Raw genomic sequence first — 19,652 nt, 5'->3', positions numbered from 1 at the left:
GTCGCATGTCGCGCGCAGTACCTCCGAATGGCCCCACCGGCGTGCCGGACAGGCCCCCTTGGGGACACTTGTCCGGCACGCGCGCGTGCTGTGGCTTTTGCCGTCCGGGACTGCTCTTTCTACCGCCCGGCGCTGTCCACCACGGCAGCCCACTCGTCCAGCAGGGCCTGTGCCGAGGCGTCGTCCGGGCCCTCGGCCCACAGATGGGTGACGGCCTCGGCGGGGTCGGGCAGCACCATCACCCAGCGCCCGTCGGTCTCCACGACCCGTACACCGTCCGTGGTGTCGACAAAGCGATCACCGGCCGCCTCGACGACACGCCGCATCACCAGACCCTTGACGGCCCACGGGGTCGCCAGATCCCGCTTGAGGACGTGCGCCCGCGGAATCCGCGCGTCGATCTGGCTCAGCGTGAGCTGGGTGCGCGCCACCAGTCCGATCAGCCGTACGAAGGCCGCCGTGCCGTCGTAGACGCTGCTGAACTCGGGGACGATGAACCCGCCCTTGCCGTCACCGCCGAAGATGGTGCCCTCTTCGCGTCCCACGCGCGTGAGGTCGTCGGGAGAGGTGGTGGTCCACTCGACCTGAGTGCCGTGATAGGCGGCCACCTGCTCGGCGATCCGGGTCGTGGTCACCGGCAGCGCCACACGACCGCTGCGCCGCTCGGCCGCCACCAGGTCCAGCATGACGAGCAGGGCCCGGTCGTCCTCGATGATCCGGCCCTTCTCGTCCACGAGCGACAGCCGCTCGCCGACGGGGTCGAACCGGACACCGAACGCGGCCCCGGAGGACGCCACGATCTCGCCGAGGCGCACCAGCCCGTTCCGGCGCACCTCGGCGGTCTCCGTGGGCCGGGACTCGTCGAGACCGGGGTTGACGGTCAGCGAGTCCACACCGAGCTTGCCGAGCAGACTGGGCAGGACGAGGCCGGCACTGCCGTTGGAGGCGTCCACGACCACCTTCAGACCCGATTCCGCGATCCCGGTGGTGTCGACGTTGCGCAGCAGCGAACCGGTGTACGAGTCGAAGACGCTCGCCGGGAAATAGAGGTCGCCGATCTCACCGGGGAACGCCCGGCGGTACTCCTGGCGTGCGAACACCCGATCGAGCTTGCGCTGACCGCCCTGCGACAGGTCCGCGCCCTGCCCGTCGAAGAACATGATGTCGACGGAGTCCGGCACACCCGGCGAGGTCCGGATCATGATGCCGCCGGCGCTGCCCCGCGCGGTCTGCTGCCGGGCCACGGGAAGCGGCACGTTCTCCAGGTCGCGTACGTCGATGGCGCTGGCCTGGAGCGCGGAGATCACCGCCCGCTTGAGCGCACGCGCACCTCGGGAGTGGTCACGGGCCGTGGTGACCGTGGAACCCTTCTTCAACGTGGTCGCATAGGCACCCGCCAGCCGTACGGCCAGCTCGGGCGTGATCTCCACGTTCAGGATTCCGGAGACACCGCGGGCACCGAAGAGCTGCGCCTGGCCCCTCGACTCCCAGATGACCGAGGTGTTGACGAAGGCGCCCGCCTCGATGGTCTTGAACGGGTAGACCCGCACATTGCCCTGAACGATCGATTCTTCACCGATCAGGCACTCGTCACCGATGACCGCGCCGTCCTCGATCCTGGCCGCCCGCATGATGTCGGTGTTCTTGCCGACCACACAGCCACGCAGATTGCTGTGCTGACCGACATACACGTTGTCGTGCACCACGGCCCGGTGCAGGAAGGCACCGCTCTTGACGACGACATTGGAACCGATGACAGTGTGCTCGCGGATTTCGGCGCCGGCCTCCACCTTGGCGTAGTCGCCGATGTACAGCGGCCCGCGGAGCACGGCATCGGGGTGCACCTCGGCACCCTCCGCCACCCAGACACCCGGCGATATCTCGAACCCGTCGATATCGACGTTGACCTTGCCCTCGAGGACGTCGGCCTGGGCCTTGACGTAGCTCTCGTGGGTACCGACGTCCTCCCAGTAACCCTCGGCGACATAGCCGTAGATCGGCTTGCCTTCCTTCATCAGCTGCGGGAAGACATCACCGGACCAGTCGACCGGCACATCGGCTTCGACGTAGTCGAACACCTCGGGCTCCATGACATAGATGCCCGTGTTGACCGTGTCGGAGAAGACCTGCCCCCAGGTCGGCTTCTCGAGGAAACGCTCGACCTTGCCTTCCTCGTCGACGATGGTGATGCCGAACTCCAGCGGATTGGGCACCCGGGTCAGGCAAACCGTGACCAGCGCGCCCTTCTCCTTGTGGAAATTGATCAGGTCGGTGAGGTCGAAGTCGGTCAGGGCATCGCCGGAGATGACGAGGAAAGCATCGTCCTTCAACGCCTCTTCGGCGTTCTTGACGCTTCCGGCGGTACCGAGTGGCTTCTCCTCGTTGGCATATGTGAGCTCCATTCCGAGCTCTTCGCCGTCTCCGAAGTAGTTCTTGACCAGCGATGCCAGGAACTGCACGGTGACAACGGTCTCGTTGAGCCCATGCCGTTTGAGCAGCCGTAGCACATGCTCCATGATCGGGCGGTTCACCACCGGCAGGAGCGGCTTGGGCATGCTGGAGGTCATAGGGCGAAGGCGAGTGCCTTCGCCACCGGCCATCACGACGGCCTTCATGTCGGAAGCGTCCTCCTAGAGAGACGACGGTCTAGCCGACTTCACCCGTCCAGATTGTCCCGCAGTTTTCCGCAGCGGGCCATCGGGCCACTATGTCCGGACAATCAACGAGCTCAATCGGCCGTGGCGTCCGCGCGGACCAGACGGCGGACTTGTACCACGTAGAGCACTCCTGCCCACCAATAGAGCGTTGTACCCCATCCTGCGAACGCCCATCCGAAAACAGCAGCCAGTGACGCGATCCATCCGTTTCCGTCACTGAGGAGCAGGAGCGGGAAGGCGTACATCAGGTTGAAGGTGGCGGCCTTCCCCAGGAAGTTCACCTGCGGCGGCGGATAGCCGTGACGCCTGAGGATGCCCACCATCACCAGCAGAACCAGCTCTCTCGCGAGCAGCAGGCCGGTCAACCAGATCGGCAGAATCTCACGCCAGGTGAGGCCCAGCAGAGTGGAAAGCACGTAGAGCCGGTCGGCGGCCGGATCGAGGAGCCGGCCGAGGCTGCTGATCTGATTCCAGCGCCGGGCGAGCTTGCCATCGAGATAGTCGCTGATCCCGCTGAAGGCCAGCACGAGGAGGGCCCAGCCATCACTGTTGGGACCCCCGAACTCCGGCCTGAGGATCAGCCAGAGGAAGAGGGGTACGCCGACGAGCCGCGCCATGCTGAGGATGTTGGGGATGGTGAGGACCCGGTCCGTCTGGACACGGGTCTCCTGGACCTCCACCCGGGGGCCTCCTGTGCGAAAACGAGCCAACGATGCCCCCTGACCTTACCTCAACGCAAAAAAGCTCCGGCCCCTGGGCAGTGCCCAAGAGCCGGAGCTGTAAAAGGAGTTCGGCGGCGTCCTACTCTCCCACAGGGTCCCCCCTGCAGTACCATCGGCGCTGTGAGGCTTAGCTTCCGGGTTCGGAATGTAACCGGGCGTTTCCCTCACGCTATGACCACCGAAACACTATGAAACTGACAACCAGACCATGCGTGGCCACATGGGGCTGTTCGTGGTTTCAGAACCAACACAGTGGACGCGAGCAACTGAGGACAAGCCCTCGGCCTATTAGTACCAGTCAACTCCACCCGTTACCGGGCTTCCATATCTGGCCTATCAACCCAGTCGTCTACTGGGAGCCTTACCCCATCAAGTGGGTGGGAGTCCTCATCTCGAAGCAGGCTTCCCGCTTAGATGCTTTCAGCGGTTATCCCTCCCGAACGTAGCCAACCAGCCATGCCCTTGGCAGAACAACTGGCACACCAGAGGTTCGTCCGTCCCGGTCCTCTCGTACTAGGGACAGCCCTTCTCAAGACTCCTACGCGCACAGCGGATAGGGACCGAACTGTCTCACGACGTTCTAAACCCAGCTCGCGTACCGCTTTAATGGGCGAACAGCCCAACCCTTGGGACCGACTCCAGCCCCAGGATGCGACGAGCCGACATCGAGGTGCCAAACCATCCCGTCGATATGGACTCTTGGGGAAGATCAGCCTGTTATCCCCGGGGTACCTTTTATCCGTTGAGCGACGGCGCTTCCACAAGCCACCGCCGGATCACTAGTCCCGACTTTCGTCCCTGCTCGACCCGTCGGTCTCACAGTCAAGCTCCCTTGTGCACTTACACTCAACACCTGATTGCCAACCAGGCTGAGGGAACCTTTGGGCGCCTCCGTTACTCTTTAGGAGGCAACCGCCCCAGTTAAACTACCCATCAGACACTGTCCCTGATCCGGATCACGGACCCAGGTTAGACATCCAGCACGACCAGACTGGTATTTCAACGACGACTCCCACCATACTGGCGTATGGCTTTCACAGTCTCCCAGCTATCCTACACAAGCCGAACCGAACACCAATATCAAACTGTAGTAAAGGTCCCGGGGTCTTTCCGTCCTGCTGCGCGAAACGAGCATCTTTACTCGTAGTGCAATTTCACCGGGCCTATGGTTGAGACAGTCGAGAAGTCGTTACGCCATTCGTGCAGGTCGGAACTTACCCGACAAGGAATTTCGCTACCTTAGGATGGTTATAGTTACCACCGCCGTTTACTGGCGCTTAAGTTCTCAGCTTCGCCCCACCGAAATGGAGCTAACCGGTCCCCTTAACGTTCCAGCACCGGGCAGGCGTCAGTCCGTATACATCGCCTTACGGCTTCGCACGGACCTGTGTTTTTAGTAAACAGTCGCTTCTCGCTGGTCTCTGCGGCCACCCCCAGCTCGAACAGCAAGTGTTCTCACCAGGAATGGCCCCCCTTCTCCCGAAGTTACGGGGGCATTTTGCCGAGTTCCTTAACCATAGTTCACCCGAACGCCTCGGTATTCTCTACCTGACCACCTGAGTCGGTTTAGGGTACGGGCCGCCATGAAACTCGCTAGAGGCTTTTCTCGACAGCATAGGATCATCCACTTCGCCACAATCGGCTCGGCATCAGGTCTCAGACTCATGCAAGGCGGATTTGCCTACCTCACGTCCTACACCCTTACCCCGGGACAACCACCGCCCGGGATGGACTACCTTCCTGCGTCACCCCATCACTCACCTACTACCATCTTGGGTCAGCGGCTCCACCACTTTCCTTTCCCCGAAGGGTCCGGAACGGCTTCACGGCCTTAGCATCAATAGGTTCGATGTTTGACGCTTCACAGCGGGTACCGGAATATCAACCGGTTATCCATCGACTACGCCTGTCGGCCTCGCCTTAGGTCCCGACTTACCCTGGGCAGATCAGCTTGACCCAGGAACCCTTAGTCAATCGGCGCAAACGTTTCTCACGTTTGTATCGCTACTCATGCCTGCATTCTCACTCGTCAACCGTCCACAACTACCTTCCGGTGCTGCTTCACCCGGCAGACGACGCTCCCCTACCCATCACAGCACCCGTTGGGGCTATATGCTGCAATGACACGACTTCGGCGGTACGCTTGAGCCCCGCTACATTGTCGGCGCGGAATCACTAGACCAGTGAGCTATTACGCACTCTTTCAAGGGTGGCTGCTTCTAAGCCAACCTCCTGGTTGTCTGTGCGACTCCACATCCTTTCCCACTTAGCGTACGCTTAGGGGCCTTAGTCGATGCTCTGGGCTGTTTCCCTCTCGACCATGGAGCTTATCCCCCACAGTCTCACTGCCGCGCTCTCACTTACCGGCATTCGGAGTTTGGCTAAGGTCAGTAACCCGGTAGGGCCCATCGCCTATCCAGTGCTCTACCTCCGGCAAGAAACACACGACGCTGCACCTAAATGCATTTCGGGGAGAACCAGCTATCACGGAGTTTGATTGGCCTTTCACCCCTAACCACAGGTCATCCCCCAGGTTTTCAACCCTGGTGGGTTCGGTCCTCCACGAAGTCTTACCTCCGCTTCAACCTGCCCATGGCTAGATCACTCCGCTTCGGGTCTTGAGCGTGCTACTAAAAGCGCCCTATTCGGACTCGCTTTCGCTACGGCTTCCCCACCCGGGTTAACCTCGCAACACACCGCAAACTCGCAGGCTCATTCTTCAAAAGGCACGCAGTCACGAGAAGCACCGAAGTGCTTCCGACGCTCCCACGGCTTGTAGGCACACGGTTTCAGGTACTATTTCACTCCGCTCCCGCGGTACTTTTCACCATTCCCTCACGGTACTATCCGCTATCGGTCACCAGGGAATATTTAGGCTTAGCGGGTGGTCCCGCCAGATTCACACGGGATTTCTCGGGCCCCGTGCTACTTGGGTGTCTCTCAAACGAGCCGCTGACGTTTCGACTACGGGGGTCTTACCCTCTACGCCGGACCTTTCGCATGTCCTTCGCCTACATCAACGGTTTCTGACTCGTCCTGTCGCCGGCAGACGACAGAAGAGAGATCCCACAACCCCGCATGCGCAACCCCTGCCGGGTCTCACACGCATACGGTTTGGCCTCATCCGGTTTCGCTCGCCACTACTCCCGGAATCACGGTTGTTTTCTCTTCCTGAGGGTACTGAGATGTTTCACTTCCCCTCGTTCCCTCCACACTGCCTATGTGTTCAGCAGTGGGTGACAGCCCATGACGACTGCCGGGTTTCCCCATTCGGAAACCCCCGGATCAAAGCCTGGTTGACGACTCCCCGGGGACTATCGCGGCCTCCCACGTCCTTCATCGGTTCCTGGTGCCAAGGCATCCACCGTGCGCCCTTAAAAACTTGGCCACAGATGCTCGCGTCCACTGTGCAGTTCTCAAACAACGACCAGCCACCCGTCACACACCGCTTACACGATGCTTCACCGGGGCCGGCGACTGAGGAAATCCATTCCCTCAGACACCCAACAGCGTGCCCGACACGATCAGCCGACCAGATCAGCGTTCCACGCCCCGAAGAGCAGTACTAGCGCCTGGTCCATCCTGGACCGTGCCGAATAATCAACGTTCCACCCATGAGCAACCAGCATCAGACATTCGCCGATGTACTGGCCTCTGGACCGCTAGGCGGCCTAGAAGTGCTCCTTAGAAAGGAGGTGATCCAGCCGCACCTTCCGGTACGGCTACCTTGTTACGACTTCGTCCCAATCGCTAGTCCCACCTTCGACAGCTCCCTCCCACAAGGGGTTGGGCCACCGGCTTCGGGTGTTACCAACTTTCGTGACGTGACGGGCGGTGTGTACAAGGCCCGGGAACGTATTCACCGCAGCAATGCTGATCTGCGATTACTAGCGACTCCGACTTCATGGGGTCGAGTTGCAGACCCCAATCCGAACTGAGACCGGCTTTTTGAGATTCGCTCCACCTCACGGTATCGCAGCTCTTTGTACCGGCCATTGTAGCACGTGTGCAGCCCAAGACATAAGGGGCATGATGACTTGACGTCGTCCCCACCTTCCTCCGAGTTGACCCCGGCGGTCTCCTGTGAGTCCCCATCACCCCGAAGGGCATGCTGGCAACACAGAACAAGGGTTGCGCTCGTTGCGGGACTTAACCCAACATCTCACGACACGAGCTGACGACAGCCATGCACCACCTGTACACCGACCACAAGGGGGGCACTATCTCTAATGCTTTCCGGTGTATGTCAAGCCTTGGTAAGGTTCTTCGCGTTGCGTCGAATTAAGCCACATGCTCCGCCGCTTGTGCGGGCCCCCGTCAATTCCTTTGAGTTTTAGCCTTGCGGCCGTACTCCCCAGGCGGGGAACTTAATGCGTTAGCTGCGGCACCGACGACGTGGAATGTCGCCAACACCTAGTTCCCACCGTTTACGGCGTGGACTACCAGGGTATCTAATCCTGTTCGCTCCCCACGCTTTCGCTCCTCAGCGTCAGTAATGGCCCAGAGATCCGCCTTCGCCACCGGTGTTCCTCCTGATATCTGCGCATTTCACCGCTACACCAGGAATTCCGATCTCCCCTACCACACTCTAGCTAGCCCGTATCGACTGCAGACCCGAGGTTAAGCCTCGGGCTTTCACAATCGACGTGACAAGCCGCCTACGAGCTCTTTACGCCCAATAATTCCGGACAACGCTTGCGCCCTACGTATTACCGCGGCTGCTGGCACGTAGTTAGCCGGCGCTTCTTCTGCAGGTACCGTCACTTTCGCTTCTTCCCTGCTGAAAGAGGTTTACAACCCGAAGGCCGTCATCCCTCACGCGGCGTCGCTGCATCAGGCTTTCGCCCATTGTGCAATATTCCCCACTGCTGCCTCCCGTAGGAGTCTGGGCCGTGTCTCAGTCCCAGTGTGGCCGGTCGCCCTCTCAGGCCGGCTACCCGTCGTCGCCTTGGTGAGCCATTACCTCACCAACAAGCTGATAGGCCGCGGGCTCATCCTTCACCGCCGGAGCTTTCCAACCCCCAAGATGCCTTGGAGGCTCGTATCCGGTATTAGACCCCGTTTCCAGGGCTTGTCCCAGAGTGAAGGGCAGATTGCCCACGTGTTACTCACCCGTTCGCCACTAATCCACCCCGAAGGGCTTCATCGTTCGACTTGCATGTGTTAAGCACGCCGCCAGCGTTCGTCCTGAGCCAGGATCAAACTCTCCGTGAATGTTTACCGGTAATCCGGTGCACACATCACGAGAGCGGTCCAAGAGGAGGAATGATCCTCTCGGACACAGCGTCCTCGCTGTGTTATTTCAAAGGAACCTCGTCCCAGCCGTGATGGCCGGAGACGGGGTATCAACATATCTGGCGTTGATTTTTGGCACGCTGTTGAGTTCTCAAGGAACGGTCGCTTCCTTTGTACTCACCCTCTCGGGCTTTCCTCCGGGCGCTTCCCTTCGGTGTTTCAAACTCTATCAGGGTTTTTCCGTCTCCCTGACCACCTTCCTGCAGACATGCAGAAGATGATCCCGAGATAGGATCTGACGAGTTTGGGTGCTGCTTAACGGAGGCGCTTTCGCGTCGCTCTCCCTCAAGCAGGAGTACGACTGTACACGGGGCCTTGAAGCGCGTGCAAATCGACCGGGCTGGTGGTCTAGACCACTACCTGCTAGCTTCCATACGGAACCGCCACTTCATATGACATACGCTGCTGCTCAGTGCCGTCCGGGACAGGTAGTGACGGCCCGCACGCAGCTCCACTCCTGGGAGGCTTCCCATGACCACCGTGACGTCCCCTCTCGCTGGACGTGCCATCGAACTGGCCGCCGTGCCGGATCCGGTCTTCTCCGGGGCCATGGTCGGCCCGGGCACTGCGATCGACCCCGTGCGTGAGCCCTCCGAGGCCGTGGCGCCCGTGGACGGCGTCATCGTTTCCCTGCACCCGCACGCCTTCGTCGTCGTCGACGAGAGCGGGCACGGTGTGCTCACCCACCTCGGCATCGACACCGTCCAGCTCAACGGCGAGGGCTTCGAGTTGCTCGTCAACAAGGGCGACACCGTGACGCGTGGTCAGAGCATCGTGCGCTGGAACCCGGCCGCGGTCGAGGCTGCCGGCAAGTCGCCGGTGTGCCCCGTCGTGGCGCTCGAGGCCACGGCTGAGTCCCTCACCGACCTCCGTGACAGCGGCGACGTGAAGGCCGGCGACAGCCTCTTCTCCTGGAACTGATGACACTGCCGTCATAGGGCGGCGTACCGGACAACCACCGCGGCGGCGGGACCCGCCGCACTATCGGAGACGGGTGAGATGGAGACAACGCTGCGAGGCGTCGGCGTGAGCCACGGTGTGGCGATCGGCGAGGTTCGGCACATGGGAACGGCGGTGCTCGAGCCGCCGGCCAAGCAGATCCCGGCTGAGGAGGCTGAGCGCGAGCAAGGGCGGGCGCGCCAGGCCGTGGACGCTGTGGCGGCTGACCTGATGGCGCGCGGCAATCTGGCGGGGGGCGAAGCCCAGGCCGTGCTCGAGGCGCAGGCCATGATGGCGCAGGACCCCGAGCTGATGGCAGACGTGGACCGGCGGATCGCCGTCGGCAGCACGGCGGAGCGTGCGGTGTACGACGCGTTCGCGGCGTACCGTGAGCTGCTCGCCGGTGCCGGGGAGTACCTCGCCGGGCGCGTGGCCGACCTCGACGACGTGCGGAATCGTATCGTCGCCCGGCTGCTGGGCGTCCCGATGCCGGGTGTTCCGGACAGTGACGAGCCCTATGTACTCGTCGCGCGCGATCTGGCTCCCGCCGACACGGCGCTGCTGGACCCGACGCTCGTACTCGGTTTCGTGACCGAGGAGGGCGGGCCGACCAGCCACAGCGCGATTCTGGCGCGGGCGCTGGGGGTGCCGGCCGTCGTGGCACTGCCGGGTGCCGGTGAGCTGGCTGAGGGCACGGTGATCGCCGTCGACGGCAGCACCGGTGACATCTTCGTGAACCCGAGCGAGGAGAAGAAGGCGCAGCTGGAGGCCGCGGCCGCCGAGCGCAAGGCCGCGCTGGCCGCTTCGACCGGCCCGGGTGCCACGGCCGACGGGCACAAGATGCCGCTGCTGGCCAACGTGGGCGGACCGGCGGACGTGCCGGCGGCCGTGGAAGCCGGTGCCGAAGGTGTCGGTCTGTTCCGTACCGAGTTCCTGTTCCTGGACGACAGCAAGAACGCGCCGTCCGAGGAGAAGCAGGTGGAGGCCTACCGGCAGGTGCTGGAGGCGTTCCCCGAGGGCCGTGTGGTCGTGCGCGTGCTGGACGCGGGCGCCGACAAGCCGCTGGACTTCCTGACCCCCGCGGACGAGCCGAACCCCGCGCTGGGCGTGCGCGGTCTGCGGACGCTGCTGGACCACCCGGAGATCCTGCGTACGCAGCTGACCGCGCTGGCGAAGGCCGCGGAGGGGCTGCCCGTCTACCTCGAGGTCATGGCGCCCATGGTGGCGGACCGTGCGGACGCCAAGGCGTTCGCGGACGCCTGCCGGGAGGCGGGGCTGCGGGCCAAGTTCGGCGCGATGGTGGAGATCCCGTCGGCCGCGCTGCGGGCGCGTTCGATCCTGCAGGAGGTCGAGTTCCTGTCGCTGGGGACCAACGACCTCGCGCAGTACACGTTCGCGGCGGACCGGCAGGTGGGTGCGGTGTCGCGGCTCCAGGACCCGTGGCAGCCCGCGCTGCTCGACCTGGTCGCGCTGTCCGCCGAGGCGGCCAAGGCCGAGGGCAAGAGCTGCGGTGTGTGCGGTGAGGCCGCGTCCGATCCGCTGCTGGCGTGTGTGCTGACGGGGCTGGGTGTCACCTCCCTGTCCATGGGTTCGGCGTCGATTCCTTATGTCCGGGCGACGCTGGCGAAGTACACGCTGGCCCAGTGCGAGCGGGCCGCCGCAGCCGCGCGTGCGGCGGACAGCGCCGATGAGGCGCGCAGCGCGGCTCAGGCGGTGCTGTCCGGCGAGTAGTCGGGCAGGCGCTTGTCGTCTGTCGGATTCAGGGGCGTCCCGCCTTCGGGTGGGGCGCCCCTGGCGCGTTCAGTGGCGGTGTCCCTGTGCCGTGCTCTCCTCTCCGAGGTCGGGTGGTGTGCCGTAGTCGACGCCTGGCTCTGGAGAGATGAGGTCGCCGGATTCGACGTCGGTGCAGTAGGCGTCGAAGACCTCGGATGCGGTGAGTGGTTCGAGTCCGCCGCCGCGCAGCCGCCAGCCGTAGACGCGGTCGGCCGTGTCGGGGGTGGTGATGCGCATGACGAGTCCGCCTGGGCTGTTGGTGGCGAGGCCCAGGGCGAGGACGCTGGTGAATTCGAGGGATTCGGCCTCGTCGAGTTCGGTGGTGCCGTCGGTGCCCTCGTCGGCGTGGAGGACGGAGACGAGTGTTTCCGGTGGTCCGGAGACGCTGCAGACGAGGTGCCGGTCGCCGGACCGGGCGGTGTCGAGGATGCGGACGAGGAGGTCGGAGGCGCGGGTGAAGGCGGCGCGGCCGATGTCCTCGCCGCAGGTGGGGCAGGGGCCGAGACGGGTCAGGAGGGTGGTGGCGTACTCCCAGGTGGCCTGTCGTACGGCCTCGTCGACGAGGGCGGGCAGGAGGGTGGCTAGGGGGCGGCCGTCGTAGGGGATGGTGGGTCCGATGGCCGCGAGTTCGGCGGTGAAGCGGGTGCGGCTGGCCGGGGCTTCGGGGTCGAGGCCGGTGTCGGCGCAGAATTCGGCGTAGTCCTCGGGGTCGAAGAGGGCCAGTGTGGTGTGGCTGCCCTGTGCCGCGCGGCTCTTGAGGAGGGCTTCGACCTGCTGGAGGTAGGTGGTGTGGTCGTCGAAGGCGAAGCTGCGGTAGCGCCGCATGGCGCGGAAGTCGTGGTCGTCGGTGAGCAGGCCGATGGTGCCGGCGATTTCGCGGCGCAGGACGCGTCGCATGGTCTGGTGGTCGGTGTGCGCCATGTTTCCCCCAATGCGCAGTCGATCAATGCTCACTCACAGTAACCGGCGGCACTGACAACGGGCTTCGCTGGAGGCGGTCGCGGACCAGGCGGCGCTGGATTGCGCAGGTCAGGGCAATGGTGCTGCCGAAGACGGTCCAGCCGAGGGGTCCGGTGGCGATGGCCGTGGTGACGGCGAGTGGGCCGATGCGGCGCTGGGCGGGCTGGGCGAGTCCGTGGACGCCGATGTAGGCGCCCAGGGCGAGGCCGCGCGGCCGGCCTCGGACTTCGCTGCCGTGCTCGGCGAGTCCGAGGCCACCTGTGGAGGATGAGGTGCCGGCCGGTCAGGCGCGCTTGCGGGCCAGTTCCTCGTAGAAGCCCAGCAGGGCGAGGTTGTCGATGGACCCGGGGTTGACGGCCTTCTCCAGGGGCGTGCCCTGGAGAAGGCGCTTGACCGGGACCTCGATGCGCTTGCCGGTGAGGGTGTGCGGTACGCCCGGGACCTCGATGATCTCGTCGGGCACATGGCGTGGCGAGAGCTGTTCGCGGATGGCCTGCTTGATGCGGTTCAGGAGTGCCTCGTCCAGGACGGCGCCCGGCACCAGATGTACGAACAGCGGCATCCAGTAGCCCCCGTCGGGCTGCTCGATCCCGATGACGAGGGACTCCTTGATCTCGGGCAGGCGTTCGACCACCTCGTAGATGTCGGCCGAGCCCATGCGCACGCCCTGCCGGTTGAGGGTGGAGTCGGAGCGGCCGTGGATGATCACGGAGCCGCGCGAGGTCACGGTGATCCAGTCGCCGTGGCGCCAGACGCCCGGGTAGGTGTCGAAGTAGCTGTCGTGGTAGCGGCTGCCGTCGGGGTCGTTCCAGAAGTGGATCGGCATCGAGGGCATGGGGTTGGTGACGACCAGTTCGCCCACCTCGTCGACGAGGGGCTTGCCGCTCGGATCCCAGGACTGCAGGTCGGTGCCGAGGCCGGGCGCCTGGAGTTCGCCGATGTACACCGGCAGCGTGGGTACGGCTCCCGCGAAGCAGGAGCAGACGTCCGTGCCGCCGCTGACGGAGGCGATCCACAGGTCCTCGCGGACCTCGTCGTGCAGCCAGCGGAACCCGTCCGGCGGCAGGGGGGAGCCGGTGGTGGCGACACACTGCACCCGGGAGAGGTCGAAGTCGCGGGAGGGGTGCACGTCCGCCTTGCGGCAGGCCATGACGTAGGCGGCCGAGGTGCCGTAGAGGGTGGCTCCGGTGCGTTCGGCGACCCGCCACTGGGCGCCGGTGTCCGGGTAACCGGGGCTGCCGTCGTACAGGACGATCGTCGTGCCCGTGAGCAGGCCGGAGACGAGGAAGTTCCACATCATCCAGCCGGTCGAGGTGTACCAGAAGAAACGATCCTCGGGGCCGAGGTCGCAGTGCAGGCCCAGCTGTTTGAGGTGCTCGACGAGGATGCCGCCCTGGGACTGCACGATGGCCTTGGGCAGGCCGGTCGTGCCGGAGGAGTACAGCACCCACAGCGGGTGGTCGAAGGGGACCTGTTCGAAGACGGGCTCGGTGTCGGCCGCCGTCAGCGCCGACCACTCCAGGGCGCCCTCGGGCGCCTCGGTGCCGAGGAGCGGGATGTGTACCACGGCGCGCAGCGTGGGCAATTCGCGGCGCAGCTCGGCGACGATCTCACGGCGGTCGTGCTCCTTGCCGCCGTAGCGGTAGCCGTCGACGGTGAACAGCACGACCGGTTCTACCTGCTGGAAGCGGTCGAGGACGCTGCGGGCGCCGAAGTCGGGGGCGCAGGAGGTCCACACGCCGCCCACCGCGGCCGTCGCGAGGAGCGCGACGACCGCCTGGGGGATGTTCGGGAGGTAGCCGCTGACGCGGTCGCCGGGGCGGACGCCGAGGGCGCGGAGTTCGCCGGCGAGGGAGCCCACCTGGCGGCGCAGCTCGGACCAGGTCACCGGAAGCGGTTCGTGGGTCTCGTCGACGTACAGGAGGGCGGGCTCGTCGGCTCGGTCGGCCGCTGCGCGCAGGGCGTGCTCGGCGTAGTTGAGGGTGGCTCCGGGGAACCACTCGGCGCCCGGCATGGAACGGTCGCCGAGCACGCGCGCGTAGGGGGTCGAGAAGCGGACTTCGAACCACTCCGTGACGGCTTTCCAGAAGGTGTCCAGCTGCTCGACGGACCACCGGTGCAGTGCCGGATAGCCTCCCTCGGCCGGGGCGCCGTGGTGCTCCGCGGCCCAGGCCTGGAACTTGGTGATGCGTGCCTGGGCGATCCGCTCGGGATCGGGCTGCCAGAGCGGCTGGGGGTTCGCTGTCGACATGGGGCGGCTCCCGGGCTGTGCGCGTCGTGTGCGTCGGTCCGCGCACGGGCTGGGGTGTGCGCGTGACACGGCTGACAGGGACGATGCCATGTGATCGACTTCTACACCAGGGTGCGCCCCACATAGTCCGCGTCGTGAAGATGTGGTCCCGGCACGGGTGAACGGCAGTTGAACGACACGCGCGTGTGGGGCGGTCAGTGGCAGGGTGAGCAGCATGGACGGTCGTGACCTGGTGCGTTCGGTGAGTGTGGTCGGTTCGGGGAGGGCGGCACAGGGGTTGCGTACCGTGCGGGCCGCATGGCGCAGGAGGCGTATCGATGCCGCCGGACTGCCGCCGCGCGGTGCAGAGCGCGCGCGGGTGCCGGGGCAGGTGCAGGGCGTGGAGCCGGGGCCGGGGGGCGGTCTGATCCGGTTCAGCCGGTCCGAGCTGCGGATCACCGTCGCCGTCAACGGTGCCGTCTTCTGGGGCTGGGACGGGGCGGGTCCGGAGCCGTCGTACGCGCTCGCCGGGAGCTGTCCCGAGCCGGATCCGCGGGCGGTACTGGAGCCGGACAAGGACGGCGGCTGGCGGGTGGTGGCCGAGCGGGCAACGGTCGTCGTCTCCCGGCACGGCGCGCTGGAGGTGTGCACGCCCGGCGGTGTGGTGCTGCGGCGGGATCTGCCGCCGCGCTGGTGGGAGCCGGTCGACGGGGGCACGGCTCGGTGGATGCAGCGGTCCGAGGTGGCCGCGGACGCCCGCTTCTTCGGCCTGGGCGGGCGCGCGGCGGGCCCGAGGCTGCGGGACGGCACGTACCGGCTGTGGAACACCGACCCGGGCCGGGCGTTCGGCCCCGGGGACGATCCGCTGTACCTGACCATGCCGGTGCAGTTCGTGGTGGCCGACGCCGCGGCCCATCTGGTGTTCCACGACACCTCGTGGGACGGCACAGTGACCTTGCGGGAGGGCGAGGAGGGCGCGGGGTCCGGGCACGACCGCGTGGGGCGCTGTGAGGTGCGGATGGACGGCGGTCCGCTGCGCTGCTGGGTGATGGTGGGCACCCCCGCGCGCGTGCTGCACACCTGGGCCTCGCTGACCGGGGCGCCCGCACTGCCGCCGGCGTGGGCGCTCGGCCATCATCACGCGCGGTGGGGCTTCGGCAGCGAGCAGGAGGTGCGCCGGATCGTCGCGGGCTACCAGGAGCGCGATCTGCCGCTGGACGCCGTCCACCTGGACATCGACCACTACGCGGACCACCAGGTGTTCACCGTCGACCAGGAGCGCTTCCCGAAGCTGCCGGGGCTCGCGGAGGAACTGCGCCGGGACGGGATCCGGCTGGTGTCGATCGTCGACCCGGCGGTGAAGGCCGCGCCGGGCAACGCCGTCTACGACAGCGGGTCGGCGATGGACGCGTTCGTGCGGGACGCCTCGGGGCGGACGGTGCGGGGCGAGGTGTGGGCCGGCGAGTCGGTGTTCCCGGACTTCACGCACGCGCGCGTGCGCAAGTGGTGGGGCGGGCTGTACGAGGAGCGGCTGGGACAGGGCTTCGCGGGGTTCTGGCACGACATGAACGAGCCGACCTCGTTCAACGCCTTCGGTGAGCCGACGCTGCCGCGTTCGGCCCGGCACGCCCTGGAGGGGCGTGGCGGCGACCACCGGGAGGCCCACAACGTGTACGCGCTCTGCATGGCCAGAGCGGGCTACGAGGCGCTGCGCGAACTGTCGCCCCGGGAGCGTCCGTTCCTTTTCTCACGGTCCGGCTGGGCGGGCATGCACCGCTACGGGGGGACGTGGTCGGGAGACGTGGCGACGGGCTGGCCGGGGCTGCGGGCTTCCCTGTCGCTGGTGCTGGGGCTCGGTCTGTGCGGGGTGCCGTACTCGGGGCCGGACGTCGGCGGCTTCGACGGGTCCCCGTCCCCGGAGCTGTATCTGCGCTGGTTCCAGCTCGGCGCGTACCTGCCGCTGTTCCGCACGCACGCGAGTCTGCGGGCGGGGCGCAGGGAGCCCTGGGAGTTCGGCCCCGACGTGCTGGAGCACGCGCGCGTGGCGCTGCGCGAACGTCGGCGTCTGCTGCCGTACTTCATGACGCTGGCCCACCTGGCCCGGCGCACCGGCGCGCCCTATGTAAGGCCGCTGTGGTGGGGGGCGCCGGAGGACCGTGCGCTGCGCGACTGCGAGGACGCGTTCCTGCTGGGCGACTCCCTGCTGGTGGCGCCTGTGATGGACCCGGGGGCGGACCGGCGTGCGGTGCAGCTGCCGAGGGGCCGCTGGTACGACACGGTGACGGAGGAGGCGTACGAGGGTGCCGCACAGGTTCTGGTCGACGCGCCGCTGTCGCGGATTCCGGTGCTCGCGCGCGCGGGTTCGGTCGTTCCCGTGCGCGGTGAGGACGGCGGGCTCGAGCTGGAGGTGTGGGCGCCCGCCCGGGGACGGGCCGGGGGCGGGCTGGTCGTGCCGGACGCGGGCGGGGGATGGGACGAGCCGGAGATCGAGCGCTACGCCGCCCGCTGGCAGGGCCGGCGGGTGGTCGTCACCAGGGAGCGGGAGGACGGCGCCGGTGAGCCGTCCTGCCCGGTGCGCGTTCGGGGACTCGGCTGAGGGGTCCGCTCAGTAGCGGCCCTCGAACCACGCCCGCACGGCCACGGTGTGCAGCGGGAAGGCGAGTTCCTCGGGCCTGCGCAGCAGGTGCCAGCCCTCGGTCTCGTCCGTGGCGTGGGAGGACGGCAGTCCCTCGGCCGGGCGTTCCGGGAGGAGTCCGAACAGCAGCAGATGCCCGTCGGGCGAGCTCATGGCGTCCACGAGGCGCACGTCGCGGGGGGCCGCGTCGATACCCGTCTCCTCCTTGAGTTCGCGGACGACGGCGTGCTTCCAGTCCTCCCGGTCGTCGATGTAGCCACCGGGCAGTGCCGTGCCTCCGCGCGCGGGGGCGATGGTTCGGGTGACGACGACCAGAGCGGTGCCCTTGGTGTCGTACACGGGCTGGAGCGCGATCGCGACCGGCAGCGGGTTGCGGTAGGCGACGGTCCCGCAGGACGGGCAGGTGCGCGGCCAGCCGGAGACGCCCTCTCCATAGGGCGCTCCGCAGCTCGAACAGTGGGAGTCCGGAGCGGAGTTGGCAATTGGGTGCTGAATTTCGGACACGCGCGGACTGTATCCGATCAGAGGAAGGACATGTTCCGCCAGAGGTGTACAGGGCGGCGACAAGGATCTGGATGCGCGGCCGGGACCACCCCCGTCGGCCCCGGCCGCGCATCCTGTTATCACGACGCCGGACGGGGCCGTCCGGTTCGCCTGGACGCCTGCCCATTTCCGGATGCCCATGGCACACTTCTGACGCATCGTCAGATAACTGCACCGGGAGGAATGTTGACGCGCACCCGCACACCCGCCGTCTCCGACTGGTTCACCGGCGAAGGGGACGGCTTCCGGCTCCTGGGCACCCGCTGCACGTCCTGCGCCTCGGTCTTCTTTCCGCGCGAGGACTCCCATTGCCGCAATCCGCACTGCACGGGCGGCGCCCTGGAGGAGGTCCCGTTGTCACGAACAGGACGGATCTGGTCGTACACCGACAGCCGTTACCGCCCTCCGTCACCCTATGTGAGCAATCCGGAACTTCCGTGGGAGCCGTACGCGTTGATCGCGGTGGAGCTGGAGTCCGAGCGGATCGTGGTGCTGGGACAGGCGGTTCCCGGGGTCACCGTCGCCGATCTGACGGTGGGCATGGAGGTGGAGGTCGTCCCCGGAGTGCTCGACGAGGACGCAGGGACGACCTGGACGACCTGGCAGTGGCGGCCGACGGGGGTGACGGCATGACGGCGGACGTGGCGGTGCTCGGCGTGGGCATGCACCCCTGGGGCAAGTGGGGGCGCAGCTTCGTCGAGTACGGGACGGCGGCGGCCCGCGCGGCCCTCGCCGACGCGGGTCTCGACTGGCCGGATGTCGGCTCGGTCGTGGGCGCGGACACGGTGCGTGGCGGATATCCGGGATATGTGGCGGGGGCGACGTTCGCCAAGGCCCTGGGCTGGCAGGGAGCCCGGGTGGCCAGTGTGTACGCGGCGTGCGCCTCGGGCGCGCAGGCGATCGCGACGGCGCGGGCGCAGATCCTCGCCGGACTCGCTGACGTCGTGCTCGTGGTGGGGGCGGACGCCGCGCCGAAGGGGTTCTTCCGGCCGGCCGGCGGGGACCGTCCCGACGACCCGGACTGGCTGCGCTTCCGCCTGCTGGGTGCGACGAATCCGACGTACTTCGGGCTGTACGCGCGCCGGCGCATCGCGGTGCACGGTGACACCCTGGAGGACTTCGCGCTGGTCAAGGTGAAGAACGCGGCCCTCGGGGCGCTCAACCCGTACGCGCGCTACCGCAAGCGGGTCACCGCCGAGGAGGTCGCCGCCTCCGCCGTGGTCGCCGATCCGCTGCGGTTGCTCGACATCTGCGCGACCTCCGACGGCGGCGCCGCGCTGGTGCTGTGCAGCCTGGACTTCGCGCGCCGGCACGGTGCGGCGCGGCCGGTCCGGATCCGGGCCGTGTCGACGGTGACCCCACGGTTCCCGACCACGGTGCTGGACCTGCCGGACATCGCCACGGACTCGGCCGTGGCGGTGCCGGCTCCTGACGAGACGTTCCGGGCGTCCATCGCGCGAACCGCCTACGAGGAGGCGGGCATCGGCCCCGAGGACCTGTCCCTTGCGGAGGTGTACGACCTGTCCACCGCCCTGGAGCTGCAGTGGTACGAGGATCTGGGGCTGTGCGGCGAGGGGGAGGGCGCGAAACTCCTGCGGGAGGGGGCGACGGCCCCGGGCGGCCGCATACCCGTCAACACCAGTGGCGGGCTCGCCTCCTTCGGTGAGGCGGTACCGGCCCAGGCCATCGCCCAGGTCTGCGAGGTGACCTGGCAGTTGCGGGAGGCCGCGGGCGACCGGCAGGTCGCCGGGGCGCGCGTGGGGATCACGGCGAACCAAGGGCTGTTCGGGCACGGATCGTCGGTGGTCGCGGTGCGGTGAGCGAAACCCGCCCGAGGCGTCGTGTGACAGGAGGGACTCATGAGGCCTGCCACGCTGTGTGATCACCCCAGAATCCTG

At 66.6% G+C, this 19,652-nt stretch carries 10 protein-coding genes and 3 rRNA genes; 5 read left to right on the top strand and 8 right to left on the bottom strand.

Annotation, left to right across the window (positions count from 1 at the left end):
- Positions 1–119: 119 nt before the first annotated feature.
- The 5 genes from CRP49_RS28120 to CRP49_RS28100 form a co-directional block, all read right to left on the bottom strand.
- The gene (locus tag CRP49_RS28120) at positions 120–2,615 is read right to left on the bottom strand and encodes a mannose-1-phosphate guanyltransferase (protein WP_097255872.1); all 2,496 of its coding nucleotides are present in this window, start codon (positions 2,613–2,615) and stop codon (positions 120–122) included.
- A gap of 113 nt (positions 2,616–2,728) precedes the next feature.
- Positions 2,729–3,337, bottom strand: a complete 609-nt coding sequence (locus CRP49_RS28115) for a CDP-alcohol phosphatidyltransferase family protein (protein ID WP_094214345.1) — start codon at positions 3,335–3,337, stop codon at positions 2,729–2,731.
- Between the two features lie 108 nt (positions 3,338–3,445).
- Positions 3,446–3,562, bottom strand: a 5S ribosomal RNA gene (gene rrf / locus CRP49_RS28110).
- Between the two features lie 85 nt (positions 3,563–3,647).
- Positions 3,648–6,767 (bottom strand): 23S ribosomal RNA (locus CRP49_RS28105).
- A 300-nt stretch (positions 6,768–7,067) separates the two neighbouring features.
- Positions 7,068–8,593: ribosomal RNA gene (locus CRP49_RS28100) — 16S ribosomal RNA — on the bottom strand.
- The 16S, 23S and 5S rRNA genes sit together here, the layout of an rRNA operon.
- A 552-nt stretch (positions 8,594–9,145) precedes the next feature.
- On the opposite strand from CRP49_RS28100, the gene CRP49_RS28090 reads away from it, so the two are divergent.
- Together CRP49_RS28090 and ptsP are read left to right on the top strand one after the other, a co-directional pair.
- Positions 9,146–9,595, top strand: coding sequence for a PTS glucose transporter subunit IIA (locus tag CRP49_RS28090; protein WP_097255870.1), 450 nt, complete (start codon positions 9,146–9,148; stop codon positions 9,593–9,595).
- Positions 9,596–9,673: 78 nt separating this feature from the next.
- Entirely contained in the window at positions 9,674–11,344 is a 1,671-nt protein-coding gene (gene ptsP, locus CRP49_RS28085; protein WP_097255869.1) for a phosphoenolpyruvate--protein phosphotransferase, read from the top strand.
- Positions 11,345–11,413: 69 nt separating this feature from the next.
- On the opposite strand, the gene CRP49_RS28080 is transcribed toward ptsP, so the two are convergent.
- Both CRP49_RS28080 and CRP49_RS28070 read right to left on the bottom strand, forming a co-directional pair.
- Positions 11,414–12,307, bottom strand: coding sequence for a hypothetical protein (locus CRP49_RS28080; RefSeq protein WP_097255868.1), 894 nt, complete (start codon positions 12,305–12,307; stop codon positions 11,414–11,416).
- A 322-nt stretch (positions 12,308–12,629) separates the two neighbouring features.
- A complete protein-coding gene (locus tag CRP49_RS28070; RefSeq protein ID WP_097255867.1) occupies positions 12,630–14,597 on the bottom strand; it encodes an acetoacetate--CoA ligase in 1,968 nt (655 codons plus the stop codon).
- 214 nt (positions 14,598–14,811) lie between these two features.
- On the opposite strand from CRP49_RS28070, the gene CRP49_RS28065 reads away from it, so the two are divergent.
- The gene (locus tag CRP49_RS28065) at positions 14,812–17,172 is read left to right on the top strand and encodes a glycoside hydrolase family 31 protein (protein ID WP_097255866.1); all 2,361 of its coding nucleotides are present in this window, start codon (positions 14,812–14,814) and stop codon (positions 17,170–17,172) included.
- Between the two features lie 9 nt (positions 17,173–17,181).
- Here CRP49_RS28065 and CRP49_RS28060 read toward each other — a convergent pair whose 3' ends face one another.
- On the bottom strand, positions 17,182–17,715 hold the full coding sequence (locus tag CRP49_RS28060) for an NUDIX domain-containing protein (protein WP_097255865.1): 534 nt from the start codon (positions 17,713–17,715) through the stop codon (positions 17,182–17,184).
- A gap of 222 nt (positions 17,716–17,937) precedes the next feature.
- On the opposite strand from CRP49_RS28060, the gene CRP49_RS28055 reads away from it, so the two are divergent.
- Positions 17,938–18,387 (top strand): Zn-ribbon domain-containing OB-fold protein, encoded by a 450-nt coding sequence (locus tag CRP49_RS28055; protein WP_097255864.1) that lies wholly within the window; start codon positions 17,938–17,940, stop codon positions 18,385–18,387.
- Positions 18,384–19,574 carry a lipid-transfer protein gene (locus CRP49_RS28050; RefSeq protein ID WP_097257569.1) on the top strand — a complete coding sequence of 397 codons (1,191 nt, stop codon included), beginning with the start codon at positions 18,384–18,386 and terminating at the stop codon, positions 19,572–19,574. Before CRP49_RS28055 ends, CRP49_RS28050 begins: the two co-directional genes overlap by 4 nt.
- The last annotated feature ends 78 nt before the right edge of the window (positions 19,575–19,652 follow it).

The organism is Streptomyces sp. Ag109_G2-15 (assembly GCF_900215565.1).
Taxonomy (GTDB): domain Bacteria; phylum Actinomycetota; class Actinomycetes; order Streptomycetales; family Streptomycetaceae; genus Streptomyces; species Streptomyces diastatochromogenes.
This window is presented reverse-complemented; position numbering and strand designations above follow the sequence as displayed.

Excerpts from the sequence above, each read along its gene's own strand:
- CRP49_RS28120 (WP_097255872.1), bottom strand. The coding sequence starts at position 2,615 with ATGAAGGCCGTCGTGATGGCCGGTGGCGAAGGCACTCGCCTTCGCCCT.
- CRP49_RS28090 (WP_097255870.1), top strand. The coding sequence starts at position 9,146 with ATGACCACCGTGACGTCCCCTCTCGCTGGACGTGCCATCGAACTGGCC.
- ptsP (WP_097255869.1), top strand. The coding sequence starts at position 9,674 with ATGGAGACAACGCTGCGAGGCGTCGGCGTGAGCCACGGTGTGGCGATC.
- CRP49_RS28080 (WP_097255868.1), bottom strand. The coding sequence starts at position 12,307 with ATGGCGCACACCGACCACCAGACCATGCGACGCGTCCTGCGCCGCGAA.
- CRP49_RS28070 (WP_097255867.1), bottom strand. The coding sequence starts at position 14,597 with ATGTCGACAGCGAACCCCCAGCCGCTCTGGCAGCCCGATCCCGAGCGG.
- CRP49_RS28065 (WP_097255866.1), top strand. The coding sequence starts at position 14,812 with ATGGACGGTCGTGACCTGGTGCGTTCGGTGAGTGTGGTCGGTTCGGGG.
- CRP49_RS28055 (WP_097255864.1), top strand. The coding sequence starts at position 17,938 with ATGTTGACGCGCACCCGCACACCCGCCGTCTCCGACTGGTTCACCGGC.
- CRP49_RS28050 (WP_097257569.1), top strand. The coding sequence starts at position 18,384 with ATGACGGCGGACGTGGCGGTGCTCGGCGTGGGCATGCACCCCTGGGGC.